The 26,247-nt window shown below is 56.0% G+C and carries 25 protein-coding genes and 1 pseudogene; 9 read left to right on the top strand and 17 right to left on the bottom strand.

From position 1 onward, the window contains the following. Positions 1–24 precede the first annotated feature (24 nt). From erpA to ACUTQ5_RS11780, 3 genes and pseudogenes are all read right to left on the bottom strand, one after another. A complete protein-coding gene (erpA, locus tag ACUTQ5_RS11790) occupies positions 25–369 on the bottom strand; it encodes an iron-sulfur cluster insertion protein ErpA (protein ID WP_012005231.1) in 345 nt (114 codons plus the stop codon). An 89-nt stretch (positions 370–458) separates the two neighbouring features. Further along, positions 459–851 (bottom strand): annotated as a pseudogene (locus ACUTQ5_RS11785) (chloride channel protein); the annotation flags it as partial. Positions 852–891: 40 nt separating this feature from the next. Then, positions 892–1,056 (bottom strand): hypothetical protein, encoded by a 165-nt coding sequence (locus tag ACUTQ5_RS11780; protein WP_445651396.1) that lies wholly within the window; start codon positions 1,054–1,056, stop codon positions 892–894. Between the two features lie 178 nt (positions 1,057–1,234). Between ACUTQ5_RS11780 and hemL the strand changes: the two genes are divergently transcribed. Further along, entirely contained in the window at positions 1,235–2,524 is a 1,290-nt protein-coding gene (gene hemL / locus ACUTQ5_RS11775) for a glutamate-1-semialdehyde 2,1-aminomutase (RefSeq protein WP_174354278.1), read from the top strand. Between the two features lie 60 nt (positions 2,525–2,584). Here the strand turns inward: hemL and ampE are convergent, their stop codons facing one another. After that, on the bottom strand, positions 2,585–3,439 hold the full coding sequence (gene ampE, locus ACUTQ5_RS11770; protein ID WP_445651395.1) for a beta-lactamase regulator AmpE: 855 nt from the start codon (positions 3,437–3,439) through the stop codon (positions 2,585–2,587). A 382-nt stretch (positions 3,440–3,821) separates the two neighbouring features. On the opposite strand from ampE, the gene nadC reads away from it, so the two are divergent. From nadC to hofC, 4 genes are all read left to right on the top strand, one after another. Then, the gene (gene nadC, locus ACUTQ5_RS11765; RefSeq protein ID WP_445651394.1) at positions 3,822–4,712 is read left to right on the top strand and encodes a carboxylating nicotinate-nucleotide diphosphorylase; all 891 of its coding nucleotides are present in this window, start codon (positions 3,822–3,824) and stop codon (positions 4,710–4,712) included. 198 nt (positions 4,713–4,910) lie between these two features. Continuing rightward, positions 4,911–5,360, top strand: coding sequence for a prepilin peptidase-dependent pilin (gene ppdD / locus ACUTQ5_RS11760; protein ID WP_445651393.1), 450 nt, complete (start codon positions 4,911–4,913; stop codon positions 5,358–5,360). After that, complete coding sequence (gene gspE / locus ACUTQ5_RS11755; RefSeq protein WP_445651392.1) at positions 5,357–6,802, top strand: type II secretion system protein GspE; 1,446 nt, start codon at positions 5,357–5,359, stop codon at positions 6,800–6,802. Before ppdD ends, gspE begins: the two co-directional genes overlap by 4 nt. Then, a complete protein-coding gene (gene hofC, locus ACUTQ5_RS11750) occupies positions 6,799–7,998 on the top strand; it encodes a protein transport protein HofC (protein WP_445651391.1) in 1,200 nt (399 codons plus the stop codon). Before gspE ends, hofC begins: the two co-directional genes overlap by 4 nt. A gap of 69 nt (positions 7,999–8,067) precedes the next feature. Here hofC and ACUTQ5_RS11745 read toward each other — a convergent pair whose 3' ends face one another. Continuing rightward, the gene (locus ACUTQ5_RS11745; protein ID WP_012005223.1) at positions 8,068–9,111 is read right to left on the bottom strand and encodes a GMP reductase; all 1,044 of its coding nucleotides are present in this window, start codon (positions 9,109–9,111) and stop codon (positions 8,068–8,070) included. 460 nt (positions 9,112–9,571) lie between these two features. Between ACUTQ5_RS11745 and coaE the strand changes: the two genes are divergently transcribed. Genes coaE through yacG form a run of 3 tightly spaced genes read left to right on the top strand, consistent with a single transcriptional unit; the run spans position 9,572 to position 11,198 of the window. After that, positions 9,572–10,186: a dephospho-CoA kinase gene (gene coaE, locus ACUTQ5_RS11740; RefSeq protein ID WP_445651390.1), complete on the top strand. Its 615-nt coding sequence runs from the start codon at positions 9,572–9,574 to the stop codon at positions 10,184–10,186. 5 nt (positions 10,187–10,191) lie between these two features. Continuing rightward, positions 10,192–10,944, top strand: coding sequence for a cell division protein ZapD (zapD, locus tag ACUTQ5_RS11735; RefSeq protein ID WP_445651389.1), 753 nt, complete (start codon positions 10,192–10,194; stop codon positions 10,942–10,944). Positions 10,945–10,994: 50 nt separating this feature from the next. Continuing rightward, the gene (yacG, locus tag ACUTQ5_RS11730) at positions 10,995–11,198 is read left to right on the top strand and encodes a DNA gyrase inhibitor YacG (RefSeq protein ID WP_112348023.1); all 204 of its coding nucleotides are present in this window, start codon (positions 10,995–10,997) and stop codon (positions 11,196–11,198) included. Positions 11,199–11,302: 104 nt separating this feature from the next. Here the strand turns inward: yacG and mutT are convergent, their stop codons facing one another. The 3 genes from mutT to secM all read right to left on the bottom strand — a co-directional run bounded on the left by mutT (position 11,303) and on the right by secM (position 15,142). Then, positions 11,303–11,707, bottom strand: coding sequence for an 8-oxo-dGTP diphosphatase MutT (mutT, locus tag ACUTQ5_RS11725; protein WP_445651388.1), 405 nt, complete (start codon positions 11,705–11,707; stop codon positions 11,303–11,305). A 101-nt stretch (positions 11,708–11,808) separates the two neighbouring features. Then, positions 11,809–14,520: a preprotein translocase subunit SecA gene (gene secA / locus ACUTQ5_RS11720; RefSeq protein ID WP_445651387.1), complete on the bottom strand. Its 2,712-nt coding sequence runs from the start codon at positions 14,518–14,520 to the stop codon at positions 11,809–11,811. A gap of 88 nt (positions 14,521–14,608) precedes the next feature. Continuing rightward, on the bottom strand, positions 14,609–15,142 hold the full coding sequence (secM, locus tag ACUTQ5_RS11715; protein WP_445651386.1) for a secA translation cis-regulator SecM: 534 nt from the start codon (positions 15,140–15,142) through the stop codon (positions 14,609–14,611). A gap of 26 nt (positions 15,143–15,168) precedes the next feature. Here secM and ACUTQ5_RS11710 point away from each other — a divergent pair, with 26 nt between their 5' ends. Further along, complete coding sequence (locus ACUTQ5_RS11710) at positions 15,169–15,693, top strand: DUF721 domain-containing protein (RefSeq protein WP_445651385.1); 525 nt, start codon at positions 15,169–15,171, stop codon at positions 15,691–15,693. Positions 15,694–15,832: 139 nt separating this feature from the next. Here the strand turns inward: ACUTQ5_RS11710 and lpxC are convergent, their stop codons facing one another. The 9 genes from lpxC to murD form a co-directional block, all read right to left on the bottom strand. After that, a complete protein-coding gene (gene lpxC, locus ACUTQ5_RS11705) occupies positions 15,833–16,750 on the bottom strand; it encodes a UDP-3-O-acyl-N-acetylglucosamine deacetylase (protein ID WP_017891607.1) in 918 nt (305 codons plus the stop codon). Between the two features lie 103 nt (positions 16,751–16,853). Then, complete coding sequence (ftsZ, locus tag ACUTQ5_RS11700; RefSeq protein WP_004950150.1) at positions 16,854–18,008, bottom strand: cell division protein FtsZ; 1,155 nt, start codon at positions 18,006–18,008, stop codon at positions 16,854–16,856. A 74-nt stretch (positions 18,009–18,082) separates the two neighbouring features. After that, entirely contained in the window at positions 18,083–19,339 is a 1,257-nt protein-coding gene (ftsA, locus tag ACUTQ5_RS11695) for a cell division protein FtsA (protein WP_445651384.1), read from the bottom strand. Further along, complete coding sequence (gene ftsQ / locus ACUTQ5_RS11690; RefSeq protein WP_099063078.1) at positions 19,336–20,187, bottom strand: cell division protein FtsQ; 852 nt, start codon at positions 20,185–20,187, stop codon at positions 19,336–19,338. The genes ftsA and ftsQ overlap by 4 nt, the downstream gene beginning before the upstream one ends. 1 nt (position 20,188) lies before the next feature. Then, positions 20,189–21,109 carry a D-alanine--D-alanine ligase gene (locus ACUTQ5_RS11685; RefSeq protein ID WP_445651383.1) on the bottom strand — a complete coding sequence of 307 codons (921 nt, stop codon included), beginning with the start codon at positions 21,107–21,109 and terminating at the stop codon, positions 20,189–20,191. Next, a complete protein-coding gene (gene murC, locus ACUTQ5_RS11680) occupies positions 21,099–22,577 on the bottom strand; it encodes a UDP-N-acetylmuramate--L-alanine ligase (protein WP_445651382.1) in 1,479 nt (492 codons plus the stop codon). The genes ACUTQ5_RS11685 and murC overlap by 11 nt, the downstream gene beginning before the upstream one ends. Before the next feature lie 83 nt (positions 22,578–22,660). Further along, the gene (gene murG, locus ACUTQ5_RS11675) at positions 22,661–23,725 is read right to left on the bottom strand and encodes an undecaprenyldiphospho-muramoylpentapeptide beta-N-acetylglucosaminyltransferase (RefSeq protein WP_445651381.1); all 1,065 of its coding nucleotides are present in this window, start codon (positions 23,723–23,725) and stop codon (positions 22,661–22,663) included. A 3-nt stretch (positions 23,726–23,728) separates the two neighbouring features. Next, a complete protein-coding gene (gene ftsW, locus ACUTQ5_RS11670) occupies positions 23,729–24,931 on the bottom strand; it encodes a cell division protein FtsW (RefSeq protein ID WP_037426050.1) in 1,203 nt (400 codons plus the stop codon). Then, positions 24,928–26,247 (bottom strand): UDP-N-acetylmuramoyl-L-alanine--D-glutamate ligase, encoded by a 1,320-nt coding sequence (gene murD / locus ACUTQ5_RS11665; RefSeq protein WP_445651380.1) that lies wholly within the window; start codon positions 26,245–26,247, stop codon positions 24,928–24,930. Before murD ends, ftsW begins: the two co-directional genes overlap by 4 nt.

Below are 26,247 nucleotides of genomic sequence, written 5' to 3'. Positions count from 1 at the left end.
GGTTTAATACTGTTGCAGGCAGGATCAGACGCTGAACGAGGATCCGCAACCGCAGGTGGTTTTGGCGTTCGGGTTGGTCACCACGAAGCGGGAGCCTTCCAGCCCTTCGGTATAATCGACTGAGCCACCGACCAGATATTGCAGGCTCATTGGGTCTACCACCAGCGCAACCCCCTGCTTCTCGATGGTCATGTCACCATCGTTGACCTTGTCGTCAAAAGTAAAGCCGTACTGGAATCCGCTGCAGCCGCCACCGGTAATATAAACCCGCAACTTCAGATCCGGATTTTCTTCATCAGCAATCAGGACTTTAACCTTGCTTGCTGCTGCCTCGGTAAATTGCAGGGGCAGTGCTGTTTCATCACTCATACTCTTTACTCCCAACATTGTTCTGCATCAGGCCGCTACAATGGCGACCGGATTAATGTTATTGATTATCTAATACCTGAGTGTCGCGTTCAAGTATTCACCGCATTTGTTGTATCTTCTTTACCTGTTTTATCTGCCGCTTCGCGCGCCAGCCTCGCTTCCTGACGCTATAAGGTACGGGCCAATATTGAGGAATACAACGGCTTACCTCCGAGGAACTGGGCCACCAGGGTAGCACCCAGGCAGGTAATAATCATTGGCAGTATCAGCTGGTAGTTATCGGTCATTTCCAACACCAGCACGATGCCGGTCAGGGCCGCACGCACCGTGGCAGAAAACAGAGCGCCCATACCGGCAATGGCAAAGGTACCGGCCTCGATGCAGTACGCGGGGAACAAATGGGCACCGGCCAGACCAAAGGCGGTACCAAACAGCCTACCCAGCGCCAGCATCGGCGCATTGAAAGCGGCAGAAAGGCCGGCCACCGCACCGGTAGCCAGCAACGAATGGCGTGTTTCAGTTTTATCGAACCGCCACGCCGGGCAAACCCGCCAGGGTTCCCACCAGCGCCGCCATGAGCAGGATCACCACCGGCGTTTTATCACGGCGCAGAAGCTGACGCACCGCGTCACTGCGTTTCAGGCGAGGAGTCCGCGCTAACGGCGGCTGTTGCTGTAATTCAGCCATAATGGGTTATTCATTAATGGAATTAAATGTAATACAAATAGGCCAGCCGATTATCCTAGCCTACCTGCCAACTGACCGCCCCTCAAAATAGGTATCTGTCTGTGATCGTTTCATATCGACGAACACTTCACTAGAATAGCGCGGTCAAATCATTCCAACAGAATCCAGGAGCCGATTTATGAGCTTACACAGCAAGTCCGAAAGTCTGTATGCCCAGGCAAAACAGGTAATCCCAGGCGGGGTTAACTCTCCGGTGCGTGCATTCAACGGCGTTGGCGGTGTGCCACTGTTTATCGAACGAGCGGACGGGGCTTACCTGTTCGACGTCGACGGCAAAGCCTATATCGACTACGTCGGTTCCTGGGGCCCAATGGTACTGGGGCACAACCACCCGGCGATCCGCGACGCAGTCATTGAAGCGGCACAGCGTGGCCTGAGCTTTGGTGCCCCTACCGAAATGGAAGTCAAAATGGCGGAACTGGTCACCGAACTGGTGCCGACCATGGATATGGTACGCATGGTGAACTCAGGGACCGAAGCCACCATGAGTGCCATTCGCTTGGCGCGCGGCTATACCAACCGCGATAAAATCATCAAGTTTGAAGGCTGCTACCACGGCCACGCCGACTGCCTGCTGGTAAAAGCCGGCTCTGGCGCGCTCACTCTGGGCCAACCAAATTCCCCGGGCGTGCCGGCCGACTTTGCCAAGCACACCCTGACCTGCACCTTTAACGATCTGGACTCGGTACGCACCGCATTCGAACAGTACCCTTCCGAGATCGCCTGCATCATCGTCGAGCCGGTCGCCGGTAACATGAACTGCGTACCACCACTGCCGGAATTCCTGCCGGGCCTGCGCGCGCTGTGCGACAAGTACGGTGCGTTGCTGATTATCGATGAAGTCATGACCGGCTTCCGCGTGGCGCTGGCCGGGGCACAGGCTTATTACGATGTGGTGCCTGATCTCACCTGCCTGGGTAAAATTATCGGTGGCGGCATGCCTGTCGGCGCGTTTGGCGGCCGTCGTGAAGTGATGGCAGCGCTGGCCCCTACCGGCCCAGTCTATCAGGCAGGCACGCTGTCCGGTAACCCGATTGCGATGGCGGCTGGCTTTGCCTGCCTGACCGAAGTTTCGCAGGTGGGTGTCCACCAGACGCTGACCGAACTGACCGATATGCTGGCCAGCGGCCTGCTGCACGCGGCTAAAGAAGAAAACATCGCACTGGTGGTGAACCACGTTGGCGGTATGTTCGGCCTGTTCTTTACCGATGCGCCATCAGTCACCAGCTATCAGGACGTGATGCAGTGCGATGTAGAGCGCTTTAAGCGTTTCTTCCATCTGATGCTGGAGGAAGGGGTTTATCTGGCACCTTCGGCCTTCGAGGCCGGCTTTATGTCCATTGCTCACAGCAAAGAAGACATTCAGCGCACTATCGATGCCGCACGTCGCTGCTTCGCCAAGCTGTAAGTTTTGACTATCCAATAAAAACGGGCGCTAAGCGCCCGTTTTTATTTTCAAACTTTGCCGTCAGAGCAAGGTGCCGTAAATCGTCAGCAGTGCCACCACCACCACGATAATCATTGTCACCTTACGTGCCAGGGTTACCGCCGCTCGCGGGGTCTGTACCGGATCCATATGGGGGTCACGCGCCAGTGAGAACTGTGCCAGCCGCGTCAGCACCTGATACTGCGAAGAATGGAGATCGCCCAGCGATGCAAACCATGCCGGCAGTGCTCTCTCACCATGTCCAAACAGGGCGTAAGCCACGCCGGCCAGGCGCACCGGGATCCAGTCCAGCCAGCTCAACAGATGATCGATGCCCGACTGCGAACGCTCCAGCGGGGTATTATGGCGCGCCAACCAGGTTTGGTAAGCACGCAGGAAGGAGTAGCCCGCCAGCGCAATCGGCCCGTAAGGCCCGCAAACCACGAACCAGAACAGCGGAGCCAGATAATAACGGAAGTTAATCCACAGCAGCGCATTTTGCAGTTCACGCAGGCGTAGCTCTTCGCTGCAATCCACCGGCAAACCGTGGATCAGTGCCAACTCCTCCGCCATCTGGTCGCTGGCATGAACATCCCCCTGCCGCGCCGCTTTCAGATATGCGCGATAGTGTTTACGCTTGATGCCTGCACCCACGCACAGCAAATCAATAACAATCCACAGCAACAGCGTCACTACGCCGAAAAACAGCCCTTGAGACAGCCACAGAATGCCCCCGACCACCACCATCCAGGCCAGGGTCATCAGCAACGTCTGCGCCAGCGAGAACCGGTGCAACCGATGAAACACCACCTCCAGGCGATGGTCCAACTGCCAATGCTCACCCAGCTTGAACAAACGTTCCCACGCCAGAACCAGTAACAGCGTAAACAGCGTCATTAGCGACTCCTCTCCCTTTCCATTGTTCCAAGCATAGCGTCATCGGGCTTGCCGGGTTGTTCCAGAGATGCCAGATTACCCCCCGATCAAATATCTACCCTGGATCGGATTAATGCCAGATTAGCGACGCAACCATCGCGCTGCGGTGGTACAGATTGTTAACAAACCTCATTTCGTTACAGAATGTGTAGAGAGCGAAAAAGAAACAACCAGAAAAATCAATTTATTGATTTTTGGCTGATCACCACAAAGACAAAGCAGGAAAAACCACGTTTTTTCCTGCTTTGTCAGCAATCGAAACCATCGCGCTGCGGTGGTACTTATCATAGCAACAGAGTAGCATGTTCCCCCTACGTTCTTACCGTCCATTTCGGAGTTTTCTATGCCGACACGCCGCTACAGTGCCGACAGTCGCCGCACCGAGCTTCTTGAACGAATTGAAAGCGATATCCCCTATGCCGTTGCCCAGGCGCTGCGTGAAGACCTGGGTGGTGAAGTCGATGCCGAACGCGATATTACCGCGCAATTATTACCGGCCGACACCCATGCCGAAGCCACTATTATTACCCGCGAGCCCGGCATCTTTTGTGGCCAACGCTGGCTGAATGAAGTCTTCATTCAACTGGGTAACCAGGTGAAAGTGGAATGGCAGGTAGCGGACGGCGATAGCCTGCTCCCAGACCAGCCGCTCTGCAAACTGACCGGCCCGGCGCGGGTCTTGTTGACCGGTGAGCGCACCGCACTGAATTTTGTCCAGACGCTTTCCGGCGTAGCGACCGAAGTCAGCCGCTATGTGGCGCTGTTGCAGGGCACGCAAACCCGCCTGCTGGACACCCGCAAGACCCTGCCAGGGCTGCGCACCGCGCTGAAATATGCCGTGCTGTGCGGCGGCGGCAGTAACCATCGTCTGGGGCTTTCCGATGCCTTCCTTATCAAGGAAAACCACATCATTGCCTCCGGTTCAATTAAAAAGGCGGTCGAGAAGGCATTCTGGCTGCATGCCGACGTGCCGGTCGAAGTGGAAGTCGAATCGCTGGACGAACTGCAGCAGGCGCTGGATGCCGGTGCCGACATCGTCATGCTGGATAATTTCAGCATCGAGATGATGCGTGCTGCCGTGGCGCAAACTCAGGGGCGTGCCCAACTGGAAGTTTCAGGTAACGTGACCAGTAAAACCCTGCGTACCTTCGCCGAAACCGGCGTGGACTACATCTCTGTTGGCGCCCTGACCAAACACGTGACCGCGCTCGATCTGTCAATGCGTTTTAAATAAACTCCGTCATCCCTACCTCCCTGTCCATCGGGGAGGTATTTTCCCGTCAGAATTGCGAAGCTCGCCTCATCCTTTTTCCCTCTGGTGCAATGCTGATTAATTGCTGTGGAACTGCAACGCAAAACAGCCATAACCCGCTCGAAGCCCACGCCCTGTACGCTTACCTTTGCTTCCACATTCACACGGAGGCAACAACAAATGGAAACACAGCGCGGTTTTACCCTGATTGAACTGATGGTGGTGATCGCCATTATCGCCATTCTGAGCGCCATAGGCATTCCCGCCTACCAGCGCTATATCCAAAAAGCAGCGATGACCGACATGCTGCAAACCATGACGCCGTATAAGCTGGCCGTTGAGCTATGCGTGCTCGACAGCGGTGCGCCCACTGGCTGTAATGCCGGTAGCAAAGGTATCCCTGCCGGTGACGCCTCACGTTACGTCAGCGCGGTTCAGGTCAACCAGGGGGTAATCTCTCTGACCGGTACGCAAACGCTGCAAGGGCTAACGGTCACTCTGACCCCGACCCAAAACGCCAGCGGACTGACACGCTGGACACGTCAGTGCACCAGTAGCAACGCCAATCTGCAGGAAACCTGCCAGGAAGTTTTCCGTTTTGACACCACCGCCACGGCGCCAACGCCATGAGTGCGGCAATCAGCGACGAAATCCATGCATTGTGCCGGCGTTACCAGGCGCTGGCGCTCAGCGAAGATGAGTACTGCCTGAATGTGGCTCTGACAGCGGAGGCACCACAGGCGCTGCTGTCGGCGCTGCGTTTCGCCACCGGCAAGCGTATTCATCTGGAACAGTGGCCGGCTGCCCGACTGGAAATGGAACTGGACCAACGGCAAATACAAGGCGATCGACTCCCGCCAGCAGTGCCGGAGGCACAGCCTGACGCGGCCTCGTTAAACGACGACAGTGACGCCCCCGTTGTGCAGTTTATCAATCAGACGCTGCGCATCGCCATTCAACGGCGTGCCTCGGATATTCATTTCGAGCCTTACCAACAGACGCTGCGTATCCGGCTACGTATCGACGGGGTACTGCAGGCGATAGCCTCACCGCCGTTCACGCTCGCCGCTCGTCTCACCGCCCGACTGAAGATCATGGGGCAGTTGGACATTGCCGAACGTCGCCTGCCGCAGGATGGCCAGCTCAGCGTGCTATTGGATAACGCCAGTTACTCAATGCGCATCGCCACTCTGCCCACACTACACGGCGAAAAAGTAGTGCTGCGGATCCTGCAAACCGAACGCCAGGAGCTGCCGCTGGATCGGCTGGGAATGGATCCGGCGGCATTAGCGGAGTTTGCCGCGGCATTGTCTTGTCCACAGGGTATGATCCTTGTCACCGGCCCGACCGGTAGCGGTAAAACCGTCACCCTGTACAGCGGCCTGCGTCAGTTGAATGATGCGCAAAGTAATTTATGCAGCGTCGAGGATCCGATCGAGATCCCGTTGTTCGGCGTTAATCAGACGCAAATTAATGCCAAAACCGATCTGGATTTTTCCCGCGTTTTACGCGCCTTGCTGCGACAAGATCCAGACGTGATCATGATCGGTGAAATCCGCGACAGGGAAACGGCAGAGATAGCGGTTAAAGCCGCGCAAACCGGCCATCTGGTGTTGTCCACATTACACACCAACTCCACCAGCGAAACCCTGACGCGCCTGACCCATATGGGTATTCCCGGCTATCTGATTGCCGCTGGCCTGAAGCTGGTGATCGCCCAGCGGCTGGTGCGCAAACTTTGCAGCCACTGCCGCTATCAGCAAAGCCAGCCGGTTCGGTTCCCCGCCGCAATTTGGGCCATACCCTTGTTGCCCTGGCAAGCCGACGGCTGCGAGCACTGCTTTGGCGGCTACTACGGCCGCATTGGGGTGTATGAATTGCTCACTATCACCCCAGAGGTGCAGACCGGTCTGTTACAGGGCGCAGCTCCTGGCCAACTGGCCGACATTGCCCAACAGCAAGGGCAGACAACGTTGCTGCAAGCCGGGTTAACACTCGTTTCGCAAGGTATCACCTCGCTGGAAGAGGTGTATCGCATTGTCGGTATCATTGCCGGTGAGAAAGTTCCGTGAAGGCGCAGCGCCTTTTCCTCTGGCAGGCGGTTGACCCACAGGGCCAACTGTGCGAGGGCGAACTGATGAGCAGCGAAAAAAATTTGGTCAGCCACTGGCTGATTGAACAAGGGCTGCAGCCCTGCCAGATTAACCGCGGGAAACGTATTGCTCCCAGTCAGTGGCACGGAGAACCCTTAATCCAGTTCACCCGTCAACTTGCCACCTTGCTACAGGCGGGGTTGCCGCTGGTCAGCGGGTTGCAATTGCTGGCGACGGAACACCCGTCTGCCGCCTGGCGCTGCCTGCTGCGAGACATCAGCGAACAGGTGCGACAAGGCCAACCCTTTTCCGAGGTCATCGCCGGGCAACATGCCATCTTTCCTCTGATATACCGCCAGTTGATCGCCATTGGGGAACTGACCGGTCACCTGGATGAGTGCTGTCGACAACTGGCCCAACAACAGGAAGCACAGCAAAAATTGCAAAAGAAAGTGGTTAAGGCGCTGCGTTATCCCTTGTTTATCTGCGCAGTTGCGCTGTTGGTGAGCATTCTGATGTTGGTCATGGTGCTGCCGGAATTTGCCGGCGTCTACCAGTCTTTCGATGCCCCACTGCCGTGGTTTACCCAGGGACTGCTGAACTTTTCCACCCAGTTGAGCCACGGCGGCCCCTGGCTGGCGGCGATACTGGGCTGCACGCTATTTGCCTATTTTCGCCAATTGCACCCGCAACCACACTGGCGCAGACGCGAACAGGCCGTATTGCTGCGCCTGCCGTTGATAGCTCAACTGATCAAAGGCGGTTGCCTGAGCCAAATATTCCGCATTCTGGCCATGACCCAACAGGCCGGGCTCACGCTGGTGGAAGGATTGAACGCCGCAGCGCTGTCGGTGGACAATCTGTTTTACCGTCAGGCGATGGAAAAGGTGCAGCAACAGATAGCGCAGGGCCAGACTTTCCACAGCGCGTTGGGGGAGCAGGCGCTTTTCCCCGCGCTTTGTCAGCAGTTAGTCCGGGTGGGCGAAGAATCAGGTTCCTTAGATACGCTGTTGGGCAAACTGGCGCTGTGGCATGAACAGCAAACTTTTGAGTTGGCCGATACGCTGGCGCAAACGCTGGAACCGATCTTGATGCTGGTGGTAGGCGGGATTGTCGGCACGCTGGTGATCGCCATGTATTTGCCGATATTCCAGTTGGGGAATGTTTTGGGTTAACGCTGGAGAACCCTGGGCACAGCATCATTAAGCTGCACCCGAGGTTTGGTCAGGCTGAAGCGAACCGGATTAGTTACTGCCGAATACGCGGTTTTCCTGCTCTGCTACACGGATGAAGGTGGTGCGTTTGGTCAGTTCTTTCAAACGCTCTGCACCAACATAAGTACAGGCGGAGCGCAGGCCACCCAGGATGTCACGGACGGTAAACTCAACCTCACCACGCAATGGCAGTTTGACGGTTTTGCCTTCGGCCGCACGGTACTGAGCAACACCGCCGACGTGGCGTTTCATCGCTGACTCGGAACTCATGCCGTAAAACAGCATGAATTTCTCACCGTTCTCTTCCACTACGGTACCTTCGCACTCATCATGACCCGCCAGCATGCCGCCCAGCATGACGAAGTCCGCGCCGCCACCAAAAGCTTTCGCTACGTCGCCCGGTACCGAACAGCCACCGTCGCTGACAATCTGGCCGCCCAGGCCGTGTGCCGCATCGGCGCACTCGATCACCGCAGACAGCTGCGGGTAACCCACGCCGGTTTTCACTCGGGTGGTGCAGACTGACCCTGGGCCAATCCCCACTTTGACGATATCGGCACCGGACAGGATCAACTCTTCTACCATTTCACCAGTGACTACGTTACCGGCACAGATTACGTGGTTCGGACAGGCTTCACGCGCTTTCTGCAAGAAGGCGACAAAATGCTCTGAGTAACCGTTGGCGACGTCGATGCAGATAAACTTCAGCCCCGGCGACAAGGCCAGAATTTGCTGCATCTTCACAAAGTCAGCTTCTGAAGTGCCGGTTGAGACCATAACGTGGCGCAGCACCGATGCCGGTACGCGCTGCACAAATGCGGCCCATTGTTCAAGGGTATAGTGTTTGTGTACAGCGGTGAGTACGTCGAAGGAAGCCAGGGCCTCTGCCATGCTGAATGTACCGACCGAGTCCATGTTAGCGGCGATAATAGGGACGCCGGACCAGCTCAAGCCGGAATGTTTGAAGGTAAACTGACGCTCCAGTTCAACTTCTGAGCGGCTTTTCAGCGTGGAGCGCTTAGGGCGAATCAGCACATCTTTAAAGCCTAACTTCAAATCTTCTTCAATACGCATGACTAATGATTTCCTGGTTTATGGCGACGGATCGCAAGAACGCAATGGCTTGAAAAGCGACGGGGTATAACCCTAAATAATTCGAGTTGCAGGAAGGCGGCAAGAGTGAGAGTCCCGATGAGCTTACTCACGTAAGTGATTCGGGTGAACACTCGCAGTCAACACACCTGCAGCTTGAAGAATGACGGGTATAGATTAATGCCAGTTCCAGTGACGCTATCATACGCGCTAAAAATCGCCGGACAAGACTGCGAATTCTCCTTTATTTACGCTACAATCCGACAAATTTACCTGCGAATGTGCAGTGTGACCGCCCGCTCATTTTCTCTTTCCGACTGCGTTTTTTATCACCGGACAGCGCAAGCTGCCAGACAAGCGCTGCCTGCTGACTTGCACTTCTGCGCGATCGCTTTATGATTCGTCTATTATTTTTTTATGAACATCAGGTGCATTCCCTACCATGGCCTACATTGTTGCGTTAACAGGGGGTATCGGCAGTGGTAAGTCGACCGTAACAGACGCCTTTGCCCACCATGGCGTGACTGTGGTCGATGCAGACGTTATCGCCCGGCAAGTTGTCGAGCCTGGCACCCCAGCGTTGGCGGCTATCGCCAAACGTTTTGGTAATGAAATGTTGCAGCCTGGTGGCACGTTAAACCGCGCCGCACTCCGTCAGCGTATCTTCAGTAACGCTGATGAAAAGAGCTGGCTGAACCAACTGCTGCACCCGCTGATTCATCAGGAAACCCAACGCCAACTGGCGCAAGTGACCAGTCCTTATGCACTTTGGGTGGTTCCCTTGTTGGTTGAAAACAATCTGCAGGCACGCGCCGATCGCGTCCTGGTGGTCGACGTTGACAGTGAAACCCAGTTGGCCAGAACCATCGCCCGCGACGGTATCAGCCGTCAGCAGGCACAGAACATACTGTCCGCGCAGGTCACGCGCGAGCAGCGCCTGGCCGCTGCAGATGACATAATTGATAATAGCGGCACCGCTCAGGGGATAGAGCCATTGGTTGCCGCACTGCATCGCCGTTACCTTGAGCTGGCGGCATCAGCGACCCGACAGGATTAAACTGAATGAGTGATGTTTCCCCAAGCGTTCTTTTTGAACACCCGTTGAATGAAAAAATGCGCACCTGGTTGCGTATGGAGTTTTTACTGCAACAACTGCACGGCCAGCGGGCATTGAGTGAAACAGCCATTGCCCTGACCTTCTTCCGTACCGTCGCCGATCTGCTCGACGTGCTGGAACGCGGCGAAGTGCGAACTGAGTTACTGAAAGAGCTGGAACGGCAACAGCAAAAGCTGTTGGCCTGGGCCGATGTGCCAGGTGTCGATATGTCGCTGGTGGATCAGTTGCGTAGCCAGTTGAAACAGTGCGGGGCAGCATTGATGTCTGCTCCGCGTCTTGGCCAGTCGCTGCGTGAAGATCGGCTGATCAGCCTGGTGCGTCAACGCCTGAGCATCCCCGGTGGGTGTTGCAGTTTTGACTTGCCGACGCTGCACATGTGGATGCATGCCCCCCAGCAAGAACGTGATGATGACGTAGCCAAATGGCAGCAAACGCTGGAGCCATTGAACCAGGCGCTGACCATGGTGCTGGATCTGATCCGTCAGTCTGGGCAGTTTCGCAATCAGATCAGTTTGAACGGTTTCTTCCAGGATAACGCGGAAGGCGCCGATCTATTGCGCTTGCGCATCAATCTGGCACACCAACTTTATCCGCAGATTTCCGGCCATAAGACGCGCTATGCGATCCGCTTCCTGCCGCTGGACAGTGAGTTTGGCGTGGTACCGGAACGATTAACCTTTGAGTTGGCCTGTTGCTAAGCCAATGACATAAAAACCTTTCACGTGTTGGAAGGAAGTAAGGAACAGATATGACGACCGTAGTGAAATGCCCAACCTGTGGCAAAGGTGTAGTTTGGGGTGAAGTGAGCCCGTTCCGTCCGTTTTGCAGTAAACGCTGCCAGTTAATCGATTTGGGCGAGTGGGCCGATGAAGAGAAGCGCATTCCCAGCAACAGCGATCTGTCGGAAAGCGAAGAATGGAGTGAAAGGCAAATCGGTCCGGAACCGATTTGAACGCTGCTCGCAGCGGCCCCGTAAGGGTGAGAATCATGGACGAGTCGAATAAGACGTTCACTGATCTCCTCTGTAGCCCGGCTTACGCCGGGCCTTTTGCCTGACTACTGTGCAGCGTTCGCCTGTGCCACCAACAATTTGATAATACTGACATTGGCCTCTGGGAATTCCTCCTCCCGCAAATCAACCTGTTTCACCCAGCGCATAGGCTGGCCTTCACGGCCAAAGGGTTCACCCGCCCACCCCTCCACCAGATAAAAATTTAGCGTCACGATACGATCGCTAAAACGGTGCTCAAGCACTTCCAGTAACTCTGCACGCTCGGTTTCAATACCTGTTTCTTCCTGCAACTCACGGTGAAGTGCCTGCTCCGGCGTCTCCCCCGGCTCAATCTTGCCGCCTGGAAACTCCCAGAAACCGGCCATATGCGAATCGGCGGCGCGTCGGGTAATAAAGATTTCCTGCTGGGCGTTTCGAATGATGCCAACGGCGATGTTCAGATGTTTCATCGCATCCTCCTGATTGATTCATCGGGGCACGGGCTTCACCCCAAAAAACAGGGGCTCAGCACGCTGAACCCCTGGGTTTTATTGATTAAACATTGCCAGTCTTAGTTCTGCAGACGGCCGTGGCACTGTTTGTATTTTTTACCGGAACCGCATGGGCAAGGATCATTACGCCCTACTTTACGTTCTGCCGTTGCCGGCGCATTCGGATCTTCGGTAACCAGCGCATTTTCTTCATAATGGCTCAGTTGTTGCTGCTTGGCCAGGCGCTCGGCCTCTTCACGACGCTGCAGCTCCAGCGCTTCAACCTCTTCCGGCATCCGCACCTGTACCTTGCTCAGTACGCTGATCACTTCATGTTTCAGCGATTCCAGCATGGTGGCAAACATGTTGAAGGACTCGCGCTTGTACTCCTGCTTAGGATCTTTCTGCGCATAACCACGCAGATGGATGCCCTGACGCAGGTAGTCCATCGCCGCCAGATGCTCTTTCCACAGGGAATCCAGTGTCTGCAGCATCACTCCCTTCTCGAAGTTGCGCATCATCTCGACGCCAACCACTTCTTCTTTACGCTGGTACTCTTCTTTAGCCTTTTCCAGAATACGCTCACGGAGAGTTTCTTCGTGCAGCTCAGGCTCTTTGTCCAACCATTCAGCGATTGGCATATCCAGATCGAAGTCGTTTTTCAGGCGCTCCGTCAGCCCCTGAACATCCCACTCTTCTTCCAGCGATTCTGGCTGAATGTAGCCGTCGATAGTGGTCTTGAACACGTCTTCACGGATGCTGGTGATGGTTTCGCTAACGTCAGACACGTCCAACAGTTCGTTACGCTGGCTGTAGATAGCGCGGCGCTGATCGTTGGCTACGTCATCGTATTCCAGCAATTGTTTACGAATGTCAAAGTTGCGACTTTCCACTTTACGCTGTGCGTTGGCAATCGCCTTGGTGACCCATGGGTGCTCAATGGCCTCACCTTCTTTCATACCCAGTTTACGCATCATGCTGGAAACGCGATCCGAGGCGAAAATACGCATCAGAGCATCTTCCATCGACAGGTAGAAGCGGGATGAACCGGCGTCCCCCTGACGACCAGAACGGCCACGCAACTGGTTATCGATACGGCGTGATTCATGGCGCTCGGTACCAATGATGTGCAGACCACCTGCAGCCAGTACCGCATCATGGCGGATTTTCCAGGCTGCTTTAATTTCAGCAATTTGCTCTTCAGTCGGATCCTCCAACTGTTCAATCTCGACCTGCCAGCTGCCGCCCAGCACGATATCGGTACCACGACCCGCCATGTTGGTGGCGATAGTGACCGCACGGCTTTGGCCGGCCTGAGCTACGATGTCCGCTTCCATGGCGTGGAATTTGGCGTTCAGAACCTTGTGTTCGATACCGGCTTTGGTCAGCTCGCGAGAAACCACTTCGGATTTTTCAATCGAGATAGTCCCCACCAACACCGGTTGCCCGTTGACGGTACGTTCACGGATATCTTCAATGATGGCACCAATCTTCTCCAGCTCGGTCATGTAGACCAGATCCGGCATGTCCTTACGGATCATCGGACGGTTAGTCGGCACCACTATGGTATCGAGCTTGTAGATAGAGCTGAATTCAAAGGCTTCGGTGTCGGCGGTACCGGTCATCCCCGCCAGCTTCTCGTACAGACGGAAGTAGTTCTGGAAGGTGATGGAGGCCAGCGTCTGGTTCTCGTTCTGGATTTCCACGCCTTCTTTGGCTTCCACCGCCTGATGCAGACCATCAGACCAGCGACGGCCCTGCATGGTACGGCCGGTGTGTTCGTCAACGATAATGACTTCACCGTCTTTTACGATGTAGTCAACGTCACGGGTAAACAGCACGTGGGCACGCAGAGCAGCGGTCACATGGTGCATCAGCATGATGTTGGTCGGGGAGTACAGTGACTCACCGTCATCCATGATGCCAGCTTCCATCAGCATTTCTTCGATCAGGATCAGACCGCGTTCGGTCAGGTGCACCTGGCGCGCTTTCTCGTCAACCGAGAAGTGGCCTTCGCCCTGGAAGGAATCGGAATCTTCTTTTTCCTGACGGATCAGTTTAGGGATCAGCTTGTTGACCTTGATATACATCTCGGAGCTGTCTTCAGCCGGACCGGAGATAATCAACGGGGTACGCGCTTCATCGATCAGGATGGAGTCAACCTCATCCACCAACGCATAGTGCAGCTTGCGCTGAACTCGCTCTTCCGGACTGAACGCCATGTTGTCGCGCAGGTAGTCGAAGCCGTATTCGTTGTTGGTGCCGTAGGTAATGTCGGCGGCATAAGCTTCGCGCTTGGCCGGTGCCGGCATACCTGGCAGGTTGATACCGATGCTCAGGCCGAGGAACTCGAACAGTGGGCGGTTATTTTCGGCGTCACGCTGTGCCAGATAGTCGTTCACTGTCACCACGTGCACGCCACGGCCGCTCAGGGCGTTCAGATAGGCCGGCAGGGTTGCGGTCAGGGTTTTACCTTCACCGGTACGCATCTCTGCGATACAGCGATCGTTCAGTACCATACCACCCAACAGCTGCACGTCGAAGTGACGCATGCCAAACACGCGCTTGCTCGACTCGCGCACTACGGCGAAGGCTTCCGGCAGCAGGTTTTCAAGCACTTCACCCTTTTCCAGGCGCGCGCGGAACTCGTTGGTCTTGGCTTTCAGTTCGTCATCGGACAGTTTTTCCATGTCCGGTTCCATCTGATTGATCTGCTCAACCGCTTTACGCATGCGACGCAGTGTACGATCGTTACGGCTACCAAAAACTTTGGTCAATAATTTCACTAACATGATGTTTGATATCTCTGTCATGACAGCCAACACAGGCCGTCAATTTGCTGTTATTTTTAGGTTTTTTTGTCGCCCGACGGGCAAGAAATCAGCTTAAGGCTACGGGTCCGGCGCGAATGCCCTGCACCTGTGCCAGCCACAGCCCCGTCTGATGCTGCGCAAAGGCAGGCAGCACGGCATGGTGGGTATTACGAATGATGGTCGGCGGCTTCGACTCATGCGTCAGCAGCGCGTTGAGAGTAGAAAGCAGCGCCAGTTGCGCTACCTGTAATGGGGGTTCGGTCGCTTCCGCTTCTCTTTCCAGCGCTCGCGCGAAAACCGCCTGCGGTGCAAGAGCAAAAGAAAGGTGACGAATGACGGTGCGAAGCGCATGCTGGTGCCAATAATCGACACTGAAAGTCGGCCGGCGATGCGCTTCCTGCAGTAATGCCAGGCTATTAAAGGCACCGCTGACGGAATTTTGCCGGTTCAGGCTGGATGAAGTGCTCGGCAGAGCGGCTTGATCAGTGCTGCCGGACAGATTTGTAGGTACGCCAAGCGTGGCCGCGACCATCCCTAACAGGAGATGGGGCCAGAAATAACGTCTGCCAAATTGTCGCCAACGATTTAGAATACCGATCACGAGTTTATTATCCGCCGGAGCCCATTATGCGCGATAGCCGTCCACAATTATTAGATTCCCTGTTTGACGACGCTAACACAGAAGACAAAGGCCCGCTGCATAACGTCCAGCAACGCGCAGTGGCGCTGCTAAAGCTTAACCGTGCAGTGAAAGGCGTGTTACCGGTTCAACTGCATCCCTGGTGCCGCGTCGCAAATTTCCGACAGGGTATTTTAGTGCTAGAAACGGCAAATGCCAGCTGGATGATGCGTCTACGCTACGAACAACCGGCTTTATTATCTGCACTACGAGCGCAAATTCTACCATCATTGTCGTCGATCGACATCAGGATTAATCCGGCCTTGATGGCAAAAGGGAGCAACCTTGTGCAGAACGCCGCAAAAACCGCAGGAAACACGCAGGCGAAGGTACCTATGCGTCATCTGAGTCAGGAAAGTGCTGAGGAATTAAGGGGATTGGCAACGCGTTGCCCAGAAAAACTGCGCAAAATATTGGAACGACTGGCGTCGCTGGCCGGAGAAGGTGCCAACGCTACCAGTCGTGATAAGTAATCAGCAGTATCTACCCTTCATACTTCAAGCTGCATCTTTGTTGGCTGCGTTTTCTCACCCGAATCACTGACTTGAGTCAGCTCATCGGGTTTCGCTCACTTGCCGCCACGATGCAACTCCAATTACTGTGGGTATAGGCTTATGCCAATACGGTGGACGGGGCTTTGAATGCCAAAGGCATTTCGGCTTCGTCCTGGAAGGTGACAAATTCCCACGCTTCCTGTTTCGCCAGAACCGCTTGCAGCAGTTTGTTGTTCAGCGCATGGCCAGACTTGTACGCGGTGAACGCGCCAATGATGTTATGGCCGCACATGAACAGGTCGCCGATGGCGTCCAGCATTTTGTGGCGTACGAATTCGTCTTCAAAGCGCAGGCCGTCTTCGTTCAGAACGCGGTAATCATCCACCACGATAGCGCAGTCAAAGCTGCCACCCAGCGCCAGGCCACGTGACTGTAAATACTCGATGTCACGCATAAAACCGAAGGTACGCGCACGGCTGATTTGACGCACGAACGAGTCGGCAGAGAAATCAAGGCGGTAGCGTTGCGTACTGGCATCGATAGCCGGGTGATTGAAGTCGATGGTGAAGTCCAGGCGGAACCCGTTATGCGGGGACAGCTCGGCCCACTTGTCGCCATCTTCAACACGCACGGTGTCTTTCAGACGCAGGAATTTCTTCGCAGAGTTCAGTTCTTCAATGCCGGCATCCAGCAACAGGAAGACGAACGGGCTGGCACTGCCATCCATGATAGGAATTTCGGCGGCGTCAACTTCGATAACGATGTTGTCGATACCCAAGCCAGCCAGCGCGGCATTAAGATGCTCAACGGTAGAAATACGCACGTCATGCTCGTTCACCAGGCAGGTGCAGAGCATGGTATCACGCACGGATTTTGCATCAGCCGGAAAATCAACCGGGGGATTCAAGTCAGTGCGACGATAGATGACCCCGGTATTAGCCGCCGCGGGGCGCATTGTCAGCGTGACTTTCTTGCCGGTATGCAAACCGACACCAGTCGCCTGAACAATACGTTTTAATGTCCGTTGTTTGATCATCGTTTTATCTCGCAATGTTATCAATCCTACCGACCAAGTATACAGCATGGCCGGCGGGACATTTTAGCACAAAGAGCGGAGATTCCAAATTCTCAGGATATTCTTAGTCTGCCTGCTTGCGCAGGAAGGCAGGAATATCGAGATAGTCGGGCTCTTTATTAGGCTGCGCAGTCGGATCGTTAACTACCTTGGCGGCAGGTTTCACTTCCTGCGGCAACGGCGACATGCCGTGCTGCTGGTAGCGATGATCCATCACTGGCTGGCTGGCCTGTTTGTTGGTCACCAGAGTGATTTCCGGACGTTTGTCCATGCCGATACCGGTCGCAACCACGGTCACGCGCAGTTCGTCGTTCATTTCCGGATCCAGCGAGGTACCGATAACTACGGTCGCATTGTCGGAAGCGAAAGCACGAATGGTGTTACCCACGGTTTCGAACTCATCCAAACGCAGGTCGAAACCAGCGGTGATGTTGACCAGAACGCCGCGAGCGCCGGACAGGTCGATGTCTTCCAGCAGTGGGCTGGAGATCGCCATTTCAGCTGCTTCTTCGGCACGGTCTTCACCACAGGCAACGCCAGAACCCATCATCGCGTAGCCCATTTCGGACATTACGGTGCGCACGTCGGCGAAGTCGACGTTCATCAGGCCCGGACGAGTGATCAGTTCGGCAATACCCTGCACCGCGCCTTTGAGCACGTCGTTAGCCGCGCCGAACGCGTCCAGCAGAGAAATACCGCGCCCCAGAACTTTCAACAGCTTGTCGTTCGGGATAGTGATCAGTGAGTCCACATGTTTGGACAACTCTGCAATACCCTGCTCAGCGAACGCCATGCGTTTCTTGCCTTCAAAATTGAAAGGCTTGGTAACCACGGCCACTGTCAGAATACCCAGATCTTTAGCAACTTCTGCGACGACTGGCGCTGCACCGGTACCGGTACCGCCGCCCATGCCGGCTGCAATGAAGACCATGTCTGCACCATCGAGTGCGGCACGCAAGGCTTCACGGTCTTCTTCCGCTGAATTGCGACCCACTTCAGGGTTCGCGCCCGCACCCAGACCTTTGGTAATACCGCTACCGATCTGGATGGTTTGGCCAACTGCCGTTTTACGAAGCGCCTGAGCGTCTGTATTAACGGCGAAGAATTCAACACCTTCGATGCGCTCGCGCACCATGTGCTCAACGGCGTTGCCACCGCCACCGCCGACGCCGATGACTTTAATCACCGCGTCATTGGTTAGTTCCATTGGTTCAAACATAGTTTCTCTCCGTTTTGTGCCTGTCGCTGCGAGATCATAAAAAGATTACTCAGCATGATCTCTTTGTTGAAACATTAAAACTCTTTTCTCAGCCAGCTATTGATACGTTTAAACCAATTGCCCACCGAGGCGCGTTTTTCTACTTCTGCCTCACCGCTCAGGTGAGACTCTTTTCCATAGTGCAGCAGACCTACCGCCGTAGAGTAGTAAGGCTCCTGCGCATAATCCGTCAGACCCGTGATGTTCAAGGGTTGGCCGATGCGTACCTGGGTATGGAACACCCGTTGCGCACAAGCTGCCAGGCCATCAATCTGAGCGGCGCCACCGGTCAGCACAATACCCGCTGCCAGATGATGCTTCACCCCTTGCTGACGCAGTTGCTCCTGCAATTGCAAAATCTCATCGTTAACCAGATTCAACAGTTCGGTGTAGCGTGGCTCAATAACTTCAGCCAGTGTCTGTCTTTGCAGACTACGAGGAGGACGCCCCCCAACGCTTGGCACCTCTACACTTTCATCCTTGCTAACAATCGACCCAAGCGCACAGCCGTGTCGAACCTTGATCGCTTCCGCATCTGTCGGCGGTGTGCCGAAGGCGTAGGCGATATCGCTGGTGACCACGTTCCCGGCGTAAGGGATCACTTTGGTGTGGCGCAACGCACCGCCGGTGTACACCGCCATATCCATGGTGCCGCCGCCGATATCCACCACACAAACGCCGAGTTCGCGCTCATCTTCGGTCAGTACCGCATAGCTGGCGGCCAGACCGGCGAAAATAAGTTGGTCTACTTTCAGACCGCAACGTTCTACTGCCTTGACGATGTTCTTTGCCATATCGTTATGACAGGTGATCAGGTGCACCTTGGCTTGCATACGCACGCCGGACAACCCAACCGGGTTTTTGATGCCTTCCTGATAATCGATAGCGTATTCCTGAGGGATGACGTGCAGGATGCGGTGTTCATCACGTACGCGTACCGATTTGGCGGTATGCACTACGTTCTCCACGTCGTCCTGCGTCACTTCCTCTTCGGAAATAGGAACCATCCCTATTTCGTTCTGGCAGCTGATGTGTTTACCCGATAATGCGAGGTAAACCGAAGAAATCTGACAATCAGCCATCAGTTCAGCCTGATCGATAGCGCGCTGTACGCACTTCACTACCGACTCCAGGTCGTTAACGCCACCCTTATCCATACCGCGAGACGGGCAACTGCCCACCCCGATAATGTTGACCATGCCATCGGGCAGAACTTCCCCTACCAATGCGGAGACTTTTGCAGTACCGATCTCCAGTCCAACTACCAGTTTTCTGTCCGTCGACTTGATCATTGTTGTTTTGCCTGTGCCTGATTCTGTTGCTGATTACTGTTTTGCTGATCGCCTGCTGCCTGCGGGTCGATTAACACTGGGGCCCAACCTACCGATGCACCGGCCTCATAGCGTAAGTCGACATAGCTGACTCGCTTGCTTTCTGCCTGCCCCTGCTGCTGCAATACCGGATAAAGCTCGATAAAGCGCTGCAGACGTCCGGTGCGATCGTCGCGTCCCAGCTCCAGCCGAACATCATTATCCAAAGCCAGCTGCCAGGAGTGGCGAGCACTCATGGCTGCCATTTTCAGCGTATATTTGCTGGCCGCTAACATGCTGCTCATGGTCCGATATCCGTCCAGAACATCCTGTTCGCTCCCTTCCGGGCCATAAAGCAACGGCAACTTCTGTTTGCCAATTCGTTCTGCCGGCACGCTGAAGGATTTGCCTTCGGCGTCCACCATGTGCAAATCATTCCAGCGCGCTACCGGAACATATTCCACCAGGTGGATTTTCAGCTCGTCCGGCCACTGCTTGCGTACGCTGGCCTGCTTGATCCACGGTAGGCGTTCAATCTGTTGCTGGATGATATCGACATCCTGCGTCATGAAAGTACCCGGCGATCCCAGCGCCAGGATCGCCTGGCGAATATCGTCGTTGGTGGTGTAATGGCGTTCACCGGTCACCACCAGTCGCGACAGCGGCAGGCGGCTGGCGTCTTTCATCCAGCCAATCACCGCCCAGCCACTCCACAGGACCGTTCCCAACACCATCAGCAGGAAAACCATTCCCGCCAACTGGGTTCCATTGCTGCGGCGCGGGTTGTTATCCACCTCGCGTTCACGCGCATTCAGGGCAGCTTGCGACATATCAGTCGGCCAACTCCAAAATTCTCGCTACCAGCTGCGAGAAGCTTAAACCAGACTGGCGCGCTGCCATCGGCACCAGGCTATGACTGGTCATGCCCGGCGAGGTATTCACCTCAAGCAGATAGAAGCTGCCATCGCTATCCTGCATTACATCCACGCGGCCCCACCCGCTGCAGTCCAGCCCACAGTAGGCACGTAAGGCCAATGCGGCCATTTCGGCCTCTTGTTCCGCGCTCAGGCCACTTGGACAGAAATACTGGGTATCGTCCGAAATGTACTTGGCTTGGTAGTCGTAAAATACGCCTGCCGGCTGAATGCGGATCGAAGGCAGCACCTGGTCGCCCAGCATGGCTACCGTGTATTCCGGGCCGCTCAGCCACTTCTCCACCAGCACGTCGTCGTCATGGCGGAAACCTTCTTCCAACGCCGCTTCAAGCGCATCGCGCTCAGTGACTTTGCTCATGCCGACGCTAGAACCTTCACGGCTCGGCTTGACGATTAACGGCAGGCCCAGAGCTACCACGCGGGCAATCAGCGCCGCTTTCTCTGCACCGGCATACTGCTTGCGGTTCAGCGCTACATAAGGTGCCACCGGCAAACCCATCGACTGCCACACCATTTTGGTACGCCATTTGTCCATGGTCAGCGCCGAAGCCATCACGCCGCTACCGGTATAAGGCAGCTCGAGGAACTCCAGCATCCCTTGCAGGGTGCCGTCTTCGCCACCGCGACCGTGCAATGCGATAAAGACTTTGGTAAACCCGTGTTCTTTCAGTTGGGTCACCGGGAAATCACGGATATCAATGCCGTGGGCATCGATGCCAGCTTCACGCAACCCGGCCAGCACGGCGGCGCCGGATTGCAATGACACTTCACGTTCAGCAGAGGTGCCACCCAGCAGTACGGCAACTTTATCTGCCATGGTGTTCCTCCTCTTTTTTCTGTGGCTGCAGCTTTAGTTCAGCCAGTTTGCGGGCAACTTTACCCACGTTACCGGCACCTTGCACCAGCACCAAATCGTCGGCCTGCAGCAACTGCGCCAGGGTTTCCGGCACGGTATCCGCATCGGAAACCAAAATCGGATCCAGCTTGCCGCGGCTGCGGATGGTGCGGCACAGCGAGCGGCTGTCCGCCCCTGGGATCGCCGTTTCACCTGCGGAATACACGTCCAACATCAGCAGCACGTCCACCTGCGACAGCACGTTGGCGAAGTCGTCATACAGATCGCGCGTACGGGTGTAACGGTGCGGCTGAAAAATCATCACCAGACGCTTGTCCGGCCAACCGGCGCGCGCCGCTTTCAGCGTTGCGTCAACCTCGGTCGGATGGTGACCATAGTCGTCGACCAACATCGCGCTGCCACTTTTGCCGTTTACCGGCTCCAACGGGAATTCGCCGAGGGAATCAAAGCGGCGACCTGTACCTTGGAAGCCGGCCAGCGCACGCAGGATATCTGCGTCGTCGATGCCTTCCTCTGTTGCCACTGCCACTGCCGCCGCGGCGTTCAACGCGTTGTGACGGCCCGGTGCGTTCAGGGTTACCGTCATTAACGGTTTGTCCTGACGGCTCAGCGTAAAGTGGCCCTGCGGCCCAACCTGGCGGTAGCTCTCGATGCGTACGTCGGCATCGTCACTGAAACCGTAGGTGGTAATATGGCGGCCCACCCGTGGCAGCAGTTCGCGCACCACCGGGTCATCAACACACATCACTGCACGGCCATAGAACGGCAGGTTGTGCAAAAAGTTGATAAACGTCTGCTTCAGATTTTCAAAGTCGCCTTGGTAGGTTTCCATATGGTCGGCTTCGATATTGGTGACAATCGCCACCATCGGCTGCAAATGCAGGAACGATGCATCGCTCTCATCCGCTTCCGCAATCAGGTAACGGCTGGAACCCAAACGCGCATGGGTACCCGCTGCCTTCACCAGTCCGCCGTTGACAAAGGTCGGGTCCAGACCGGCTTCGGCATAAATGCTCGACACCATCGCCGTGGTGGTGGTTTTGCCGTGCGTACCGGCAACGGCGATACCGTGGCGGAAGCGCATCAGTTCGGCCAGCATCTCTGCGCGACGGATCACCGGGATACGCGCCTCCCGGGCGGCGACAAGCTCCGGGTTGTCGGCGGAAATGGCGGTAGAAACCACCACTACGCTGGCATCCAGCACGTTTTCCGGGCGGTGATGGAAGTAAATCGTCGCCCCGAGCGCGCTCAACTGTTGGGTTACCGGATTCGGTGCCAGATCGGAACCGCTGATTTGATAACCTTCGTTAGCCAACACTTCGGCGATACCACCCATGCCGGCGCCACCGATGCCGACAAAGTGAATGTGCCGGACGCGTCGCATCTCAGGCACGATAGTACGTAGTTTCGCCAGTTGTTGTGTATTCATCACTCTCTCTAATCCGGGTCCGGCATACCGGGCCCCTGTATGACATTCTTTAATTCAGGCCCAGCGTACCGAACCCCTGCAAATTATTTGGCGACCCGCACCAGCTCCGCCGCCACACGCTCGGTAGCATCCGGGATGGCTACAGCGCGCGCCTTTTCAGCCATTGCCAACAGCGTTGGACGATCCCAACTGGCCAGCAGTTCAGCCACCACATCGGCGTTAAACTGCGGCTGTTCGATAATCTTCGCCGCACCGGCTTCCTCCAGCGGACGAGCATTCCAATATTGCTGACGGTCTTTGTGCTGGAATGGCACAAAGATCGCTGGCAGACCTGCTGCTGCGATCTCACTGACGGTCAGAGCACCAGAGCGGCACACCACCACATCAGCCCAGGCGTAGGCGGCAGCCATGTCATCAATAAACTCGGCCACCTTGTGCTGTGTCTGCCCTACCCTCTCGTAGTCGCGCAGCACATTTTCCAGCGCACCTTTACCTACCTGATGCCAGAGCGTTATTTTATCGCCCAATCTCGCCGCGACTTCAGGAACTGTCTGATTCAGTACCCGCGCCCCCTGACTTCCGCCAATCACCAACACACGGAGAGGCCCTTCACGCCCGATCAAACGTTCTGCCGGTAGCGGTAACGCCAGTACATCGGTACGAACCGGATTACCCACCACCGCCGCGTTCGGGAACGCGCCAGGGAATGCCTGCAAAACGGTTTTGGCAATACGCGCCAGCCAACGGTTGGTCAGCCCGGCAATACCGTTTTGTTCGTGCAAAACCACCGGGATACCGCACAACCATGCCGCCAAACCGCCAGGGCCGGAAACATAACCGCCCATGCCCAGCACCACGTCCGGCTGATAGTTGCGCATTATCGCCTTCGCCTGGCGTACCGCGTGCCAGATACGCAACGGGGCGCTCAACTGGGCCTTCAGCCCTTTGCCGCGCAGGCCGGAAATACGGATGAAATCAATCTCGATCCCGTGCTTTGGCACCAGATCGGCTTCCATTCGGTCTGCGGTTCCAAGCCAGCGCACCTGCCAGCCCTGCGCCATCAGATGATGTGCGACCGCCAGTCCCGGGAACACGTGTCCACCGGTACCGCCTGCCATCACCATTAAACGCTTAGGTTTCCCGCTCATCCCTTACCTCTTCACAAACGCCTGGGCTTTAGCCAGACGCGTTTCATAATCAATACGCAATAACAACACGATCGCCGTCGACATAATCAGCAGGCTCGAGCCGCCGTAGCTTATCAATGGAAGCGTCAGACCTTTGGTCGGCAACATACCTGCCGCGGCACCGACGTTAACCAGCGCCTGGAAGCTAAACCACACACCAATTGAGCAGGCCAAAAAGCCGGAAAAACGTTGATCCAGCTCCAGCGCACGGCGGCCAATCGACATGGCACGAAAAGCGACGCAGAATACCATTAACAATGCAAAAACCACACCGATATAGCCCAGTTCTTCTCCTAAAATCGAGAAGATAAAGTCGGTGTGCGCTTCCGGTAAATACTCGAGTTTCTGTACCGAGTTCCCCAACCCCTGTCCCCAGAACTCACCGCGGCCAAAGGCCATCAGCGACTGGGTCAACTGGTAGCCGCTGCCGAACGGATCGGCCCATGGATTCCAGAACGAGGTCACGCGGCGCATACGGTAAGGTTCGGCAATGATCAACAGCACCACCGCGAAAGCACCGGAGCCGATAATCGCCAGGAACTGCCACATTTTGGCACCGGCCAGGAACAGCATCGCCAGCGTAGTAATGAACAGCACGACCACGGTACCGAGGTCAGGCTGGGCCAGCAGCAATACCGCCAGCACCACCATTACACCCATTGGCTTGCAGAACCCCCAAAAGTTGGAGCGCACTTCTTCAACCTTGCGCACCAGATAACTTGCCAGGTAGCAGAACAGCGACAGCTTGGACAGCTCTGCCGGCTGAATACGCAACGGGCCCAGCGCGATCCAGCGCGATGCGCCATTTACCGAGCTGCCGACCACCAATACGATCAACAACATCACAATCGACATCAGCAGCATGACGTTGCTGTAGCGCTGCCAGACTTCCATCGGAATGCGCAGCGTCACCATCGACAGGCCGAACGCCAGGCCGAGGTAAAGCGCATCACGTTTGGCGAACAGGAAAGGATCGTCCGCCAGGCGCTGACCGATCGGCATCGATGCCGAGGTCACCATCACAAAACCGATAATGGCCAACCCAAAGGTCAGCCACAGTAAGGTGCGATCGTACAGCACCATATTGACCGAGTCGTTATCGCGCGATCCCGCGACCCAGTTTTTAAACAGTTCGGTCAGCCCGAAGTTCGGCAAGCGTAGTCTCATCCGCCGAGCTCCTGTGCCAGGCGGGCGAACTCGTCGCCACGCACTTCAAAATTACGGAACTGATCCAGACTGGCGCATGCCGGTGACAGCAACACCATATCGCCGGACTGCACCCGACCGGCTATCACCTGCATCGCCTGTTCCATGGTCTCTGTCAGAGTTGCGACCTCCGGTCGCAGCTGCGCCAGCTGTTCGCCATCACGGCCAAAACAGTAAAGGCGGACGTTATCGCCCTGCAGATACTGCGCCAGCGGGGAAAAGTCGGCAGACTTGCCGTCGCCGCCCAGCAGCAAATGCAGCGTGCCGTTAACCTGCAAACCATTCAACGCCGCTTCGGTGCTGCCAACGTTGGTGGCTTTGGAATCGTTAATCCAGCGTACGCCGTTATGTTCCCACGCCAGTTGGAAGCGATGCGCCAGGCCGGTAAAAGTGGTGAGCGCTTTCAGGCTGGAGGCGCGCGGGATATTCACCGCATCGGCCAATGCCAACGCCGCCAGCGCATTGGTGTAGTTGTGACGGCCGGTCAGCTTCATCTCGCGGGTATTGAGGATTTTCTCGCCACGAACGCGCAGCCAGGTTTCACCCAGTTGGCGGTTCAAATGGTAGTCGCCCACATCGGCACCGAAGCTGATGCAGCGCTCATCGGCACCGCGAACCGGCATGGTCAGCGCATCATCCGCATTGACTACGCAGACTTCAGCATTTTCATAAACACGCAGTTTGGCTGCACGATACTGCTGCAGGCCAAACGGATAGCGGTCCATGTGATCTTCGGTGACGTTCAAAATGGTCGCCGCGGCCGCATGCAGGCTGAAGGTGGTTTCCAGTTGGAAACTTGATAGCTCCAGCACGTACAGTTGGCACTCCTGACGTAACAAACTCAGCGCAGGCAGGCCGATATTGCCGCCCACGCCCACCGCCCAACCGGCTGCTTTCGCCATCTCCCCCACCAGGGTAGTGACGGTGCTTTTGCCATTAGAGCCGGTGATGGCTACGATCGGTGCCTGTGCTTCGCGGCAGAACAGCTCGACGTCGCCGACAATTTCCACGCCGGCATCCGCTGCGGCGCTTAATGCCGGGGTGGCCAGCGCCATACCCGGGCTGGCAACGATCAAATCAGCCGCCAACAGCCAGTCCTGATTCAAATCGCCCAGATGGCGCTCAACGCTTTCAGGCAGCTTGTCCAGCCCTGACGGTGAGATGCGGGTATCCATAACGCGTGGCGTCACGCCGCGCGCCATAAAGAAATCAACACAGGACAGGCCGGTAAGGCCCAGCCCGATGATGACCACTTTTTTACCCTGATAATCCGCCAT

The organism is Serratia sp. NA_112.1, from assembly GCF_052691715.1.
The sequence above is the reverse complement of the archived record's forward strand: the minus strand, read 5'-3'. Positions and strand labels throughout refer to the sequence as shown.

Coding starts and splice junctions, on each gene's coding strand:
- erpA (WP_012005231.1), bottom strand. CDS start 369: ATGAGTGATGAAACAGCACTGCCCCTGCAATTTACCGAGGCAGCAGCA.
- ACUTQ5_RS11780 (WP_445651396.1), bottom strand. CDS start 1,056: ATGGCTGAATTACAGCAACAGCCGCCGTTAGCGCGGACTCCTCGCCTG.
- hemL (WP_174354278.1), top strand. CDS start 1,235: ATGAGCTTACACAGCAAGTCCGAAAGTCTGTATGCCCAGGCAAAACAG.
- ampE (WP_445651395.1), bottom strand. CDS start 3,439: ATGACGCTGTTTACGCTGTTACTGGTTCTGGCGTGGGAACGTTTGTTC.
- nadC (WP_445651394.1), top strand. CDS start 3,822: ATGCCGACACGCCGCTACAGTGCCGACAGTCGCCGCACCGAGCTTCTT.
- ppdD (WP_445651393.1), top strand. CDS start 4,911: ATGGAAACACAGCGCGGTTTTACCCTGATTGAACTGATGGTGGTGATC.
- gspE (WP_445651392.1), top strand. CDS start 5,357: ATGAGTGCGGCAATCAGCGACGAAATCCATGCATTGTGCCGGCGTTAC.
- ACUTQ5_RS11745 (WP_012005223.1), bottom strand. CDS start 9,111: ATGCGTATTGAAGAAGATTTGAAGTTAGGCTTTAAAGATGTGCTGATT.
- coaE (WP_445651390.1), top strand. CDS start 9,572: ATGGCCTACATTGTTGCGTTAACAGGGGGTATCGGCAGTGGTAAGTCG.
- zapD (WP_445651389.1), top strand. CDS start 10,192: ATGAGTGATGTTTCCCCAAGCGTTCTTTTTGAACACCCGTTGAATGAA.
- yacG (WP_112348023.1), top strand. CDS start 10,995: ATGACGACCGTAGTGAAATGCCCAACCTGTGGCAAAGGTGTAGTTTGG.
- mutT (WP_445651388.1), bottom strand. CDS start 11,707: ATGAAACATCTGAACATCGCCGTTGGCATCATTCGAAACGCCCAGCAG.
- secA (WP_445651387.1), bottom strand. CDS start 14,520: ATGTTAGTGAAATTATTGACCAAAGTTTTTGGTAGCCGTAACGATCGT.
- ACUTQ5_RS11710 (WP_445651385.1), top strand. CDS start 15,169: ATGCGCGATAGCCGTCCACAATTATTAGATTCCCTGTTTGACGACGCT.
- lpxC (WP_017891607.1), bottom strand. CDS start 16,750: ATGATCAAACAACGGACATTAAAACGTATTGTTCAGGCGACTGGTGTC.
- ftsZ (WP_004950150.1), bottom strand. CDS start 18,008: ATGTTTGAACCAATGGAACTAACCAATGACGCGGTGATTAAAGTCATC.
- ftsA (WP_445651384.1), bottom strand. CDS start 19,339: ATGATCAAGTCGACGGACAGAAAACTGGTAGTTGGACTGGAGATCGGT.
- ftsQ (WP_099063078.1), bottom strand. CDS start 20,187: ATGTCGCAAGCTGCCCTGAATGCGCGTGAACGCGAGGTGGATAACAAC.
- ACUTQ5_RS11685 (WP_445651383.1), bottom strand. CDS start 21,109: ATGGCAGATAAAGTTGCCGTACTGCTGGGTGGCACCTCTGCTGAACGT.
- murC (WP_445651382.1), bottom strand. CDS start 22,577: ATGAATACACAACAACTGGCGAAACTACGTACTATCGTGCCTGAGATG.
- murG (WP_445651381.1), bottom strand. CDS start 23,725: ATGAGCGGGAAACCTAAGCGTTTAATGGTGATGGCAGGCGGTACCGGT.
- ftsW (WP_037426050.1), bottom strand. CDS start 24,931: ATGAGACTACGCTTGCCGAACTTCGGGCTGACCGAACTGTTTAAAAAC.
- murD (WP_445651380.1), bottom strand. CDS start 26,247: ATGGCGGATTATCAGGGTAAAAAAGTGGTCATCATCGGGCTGGGCCTT.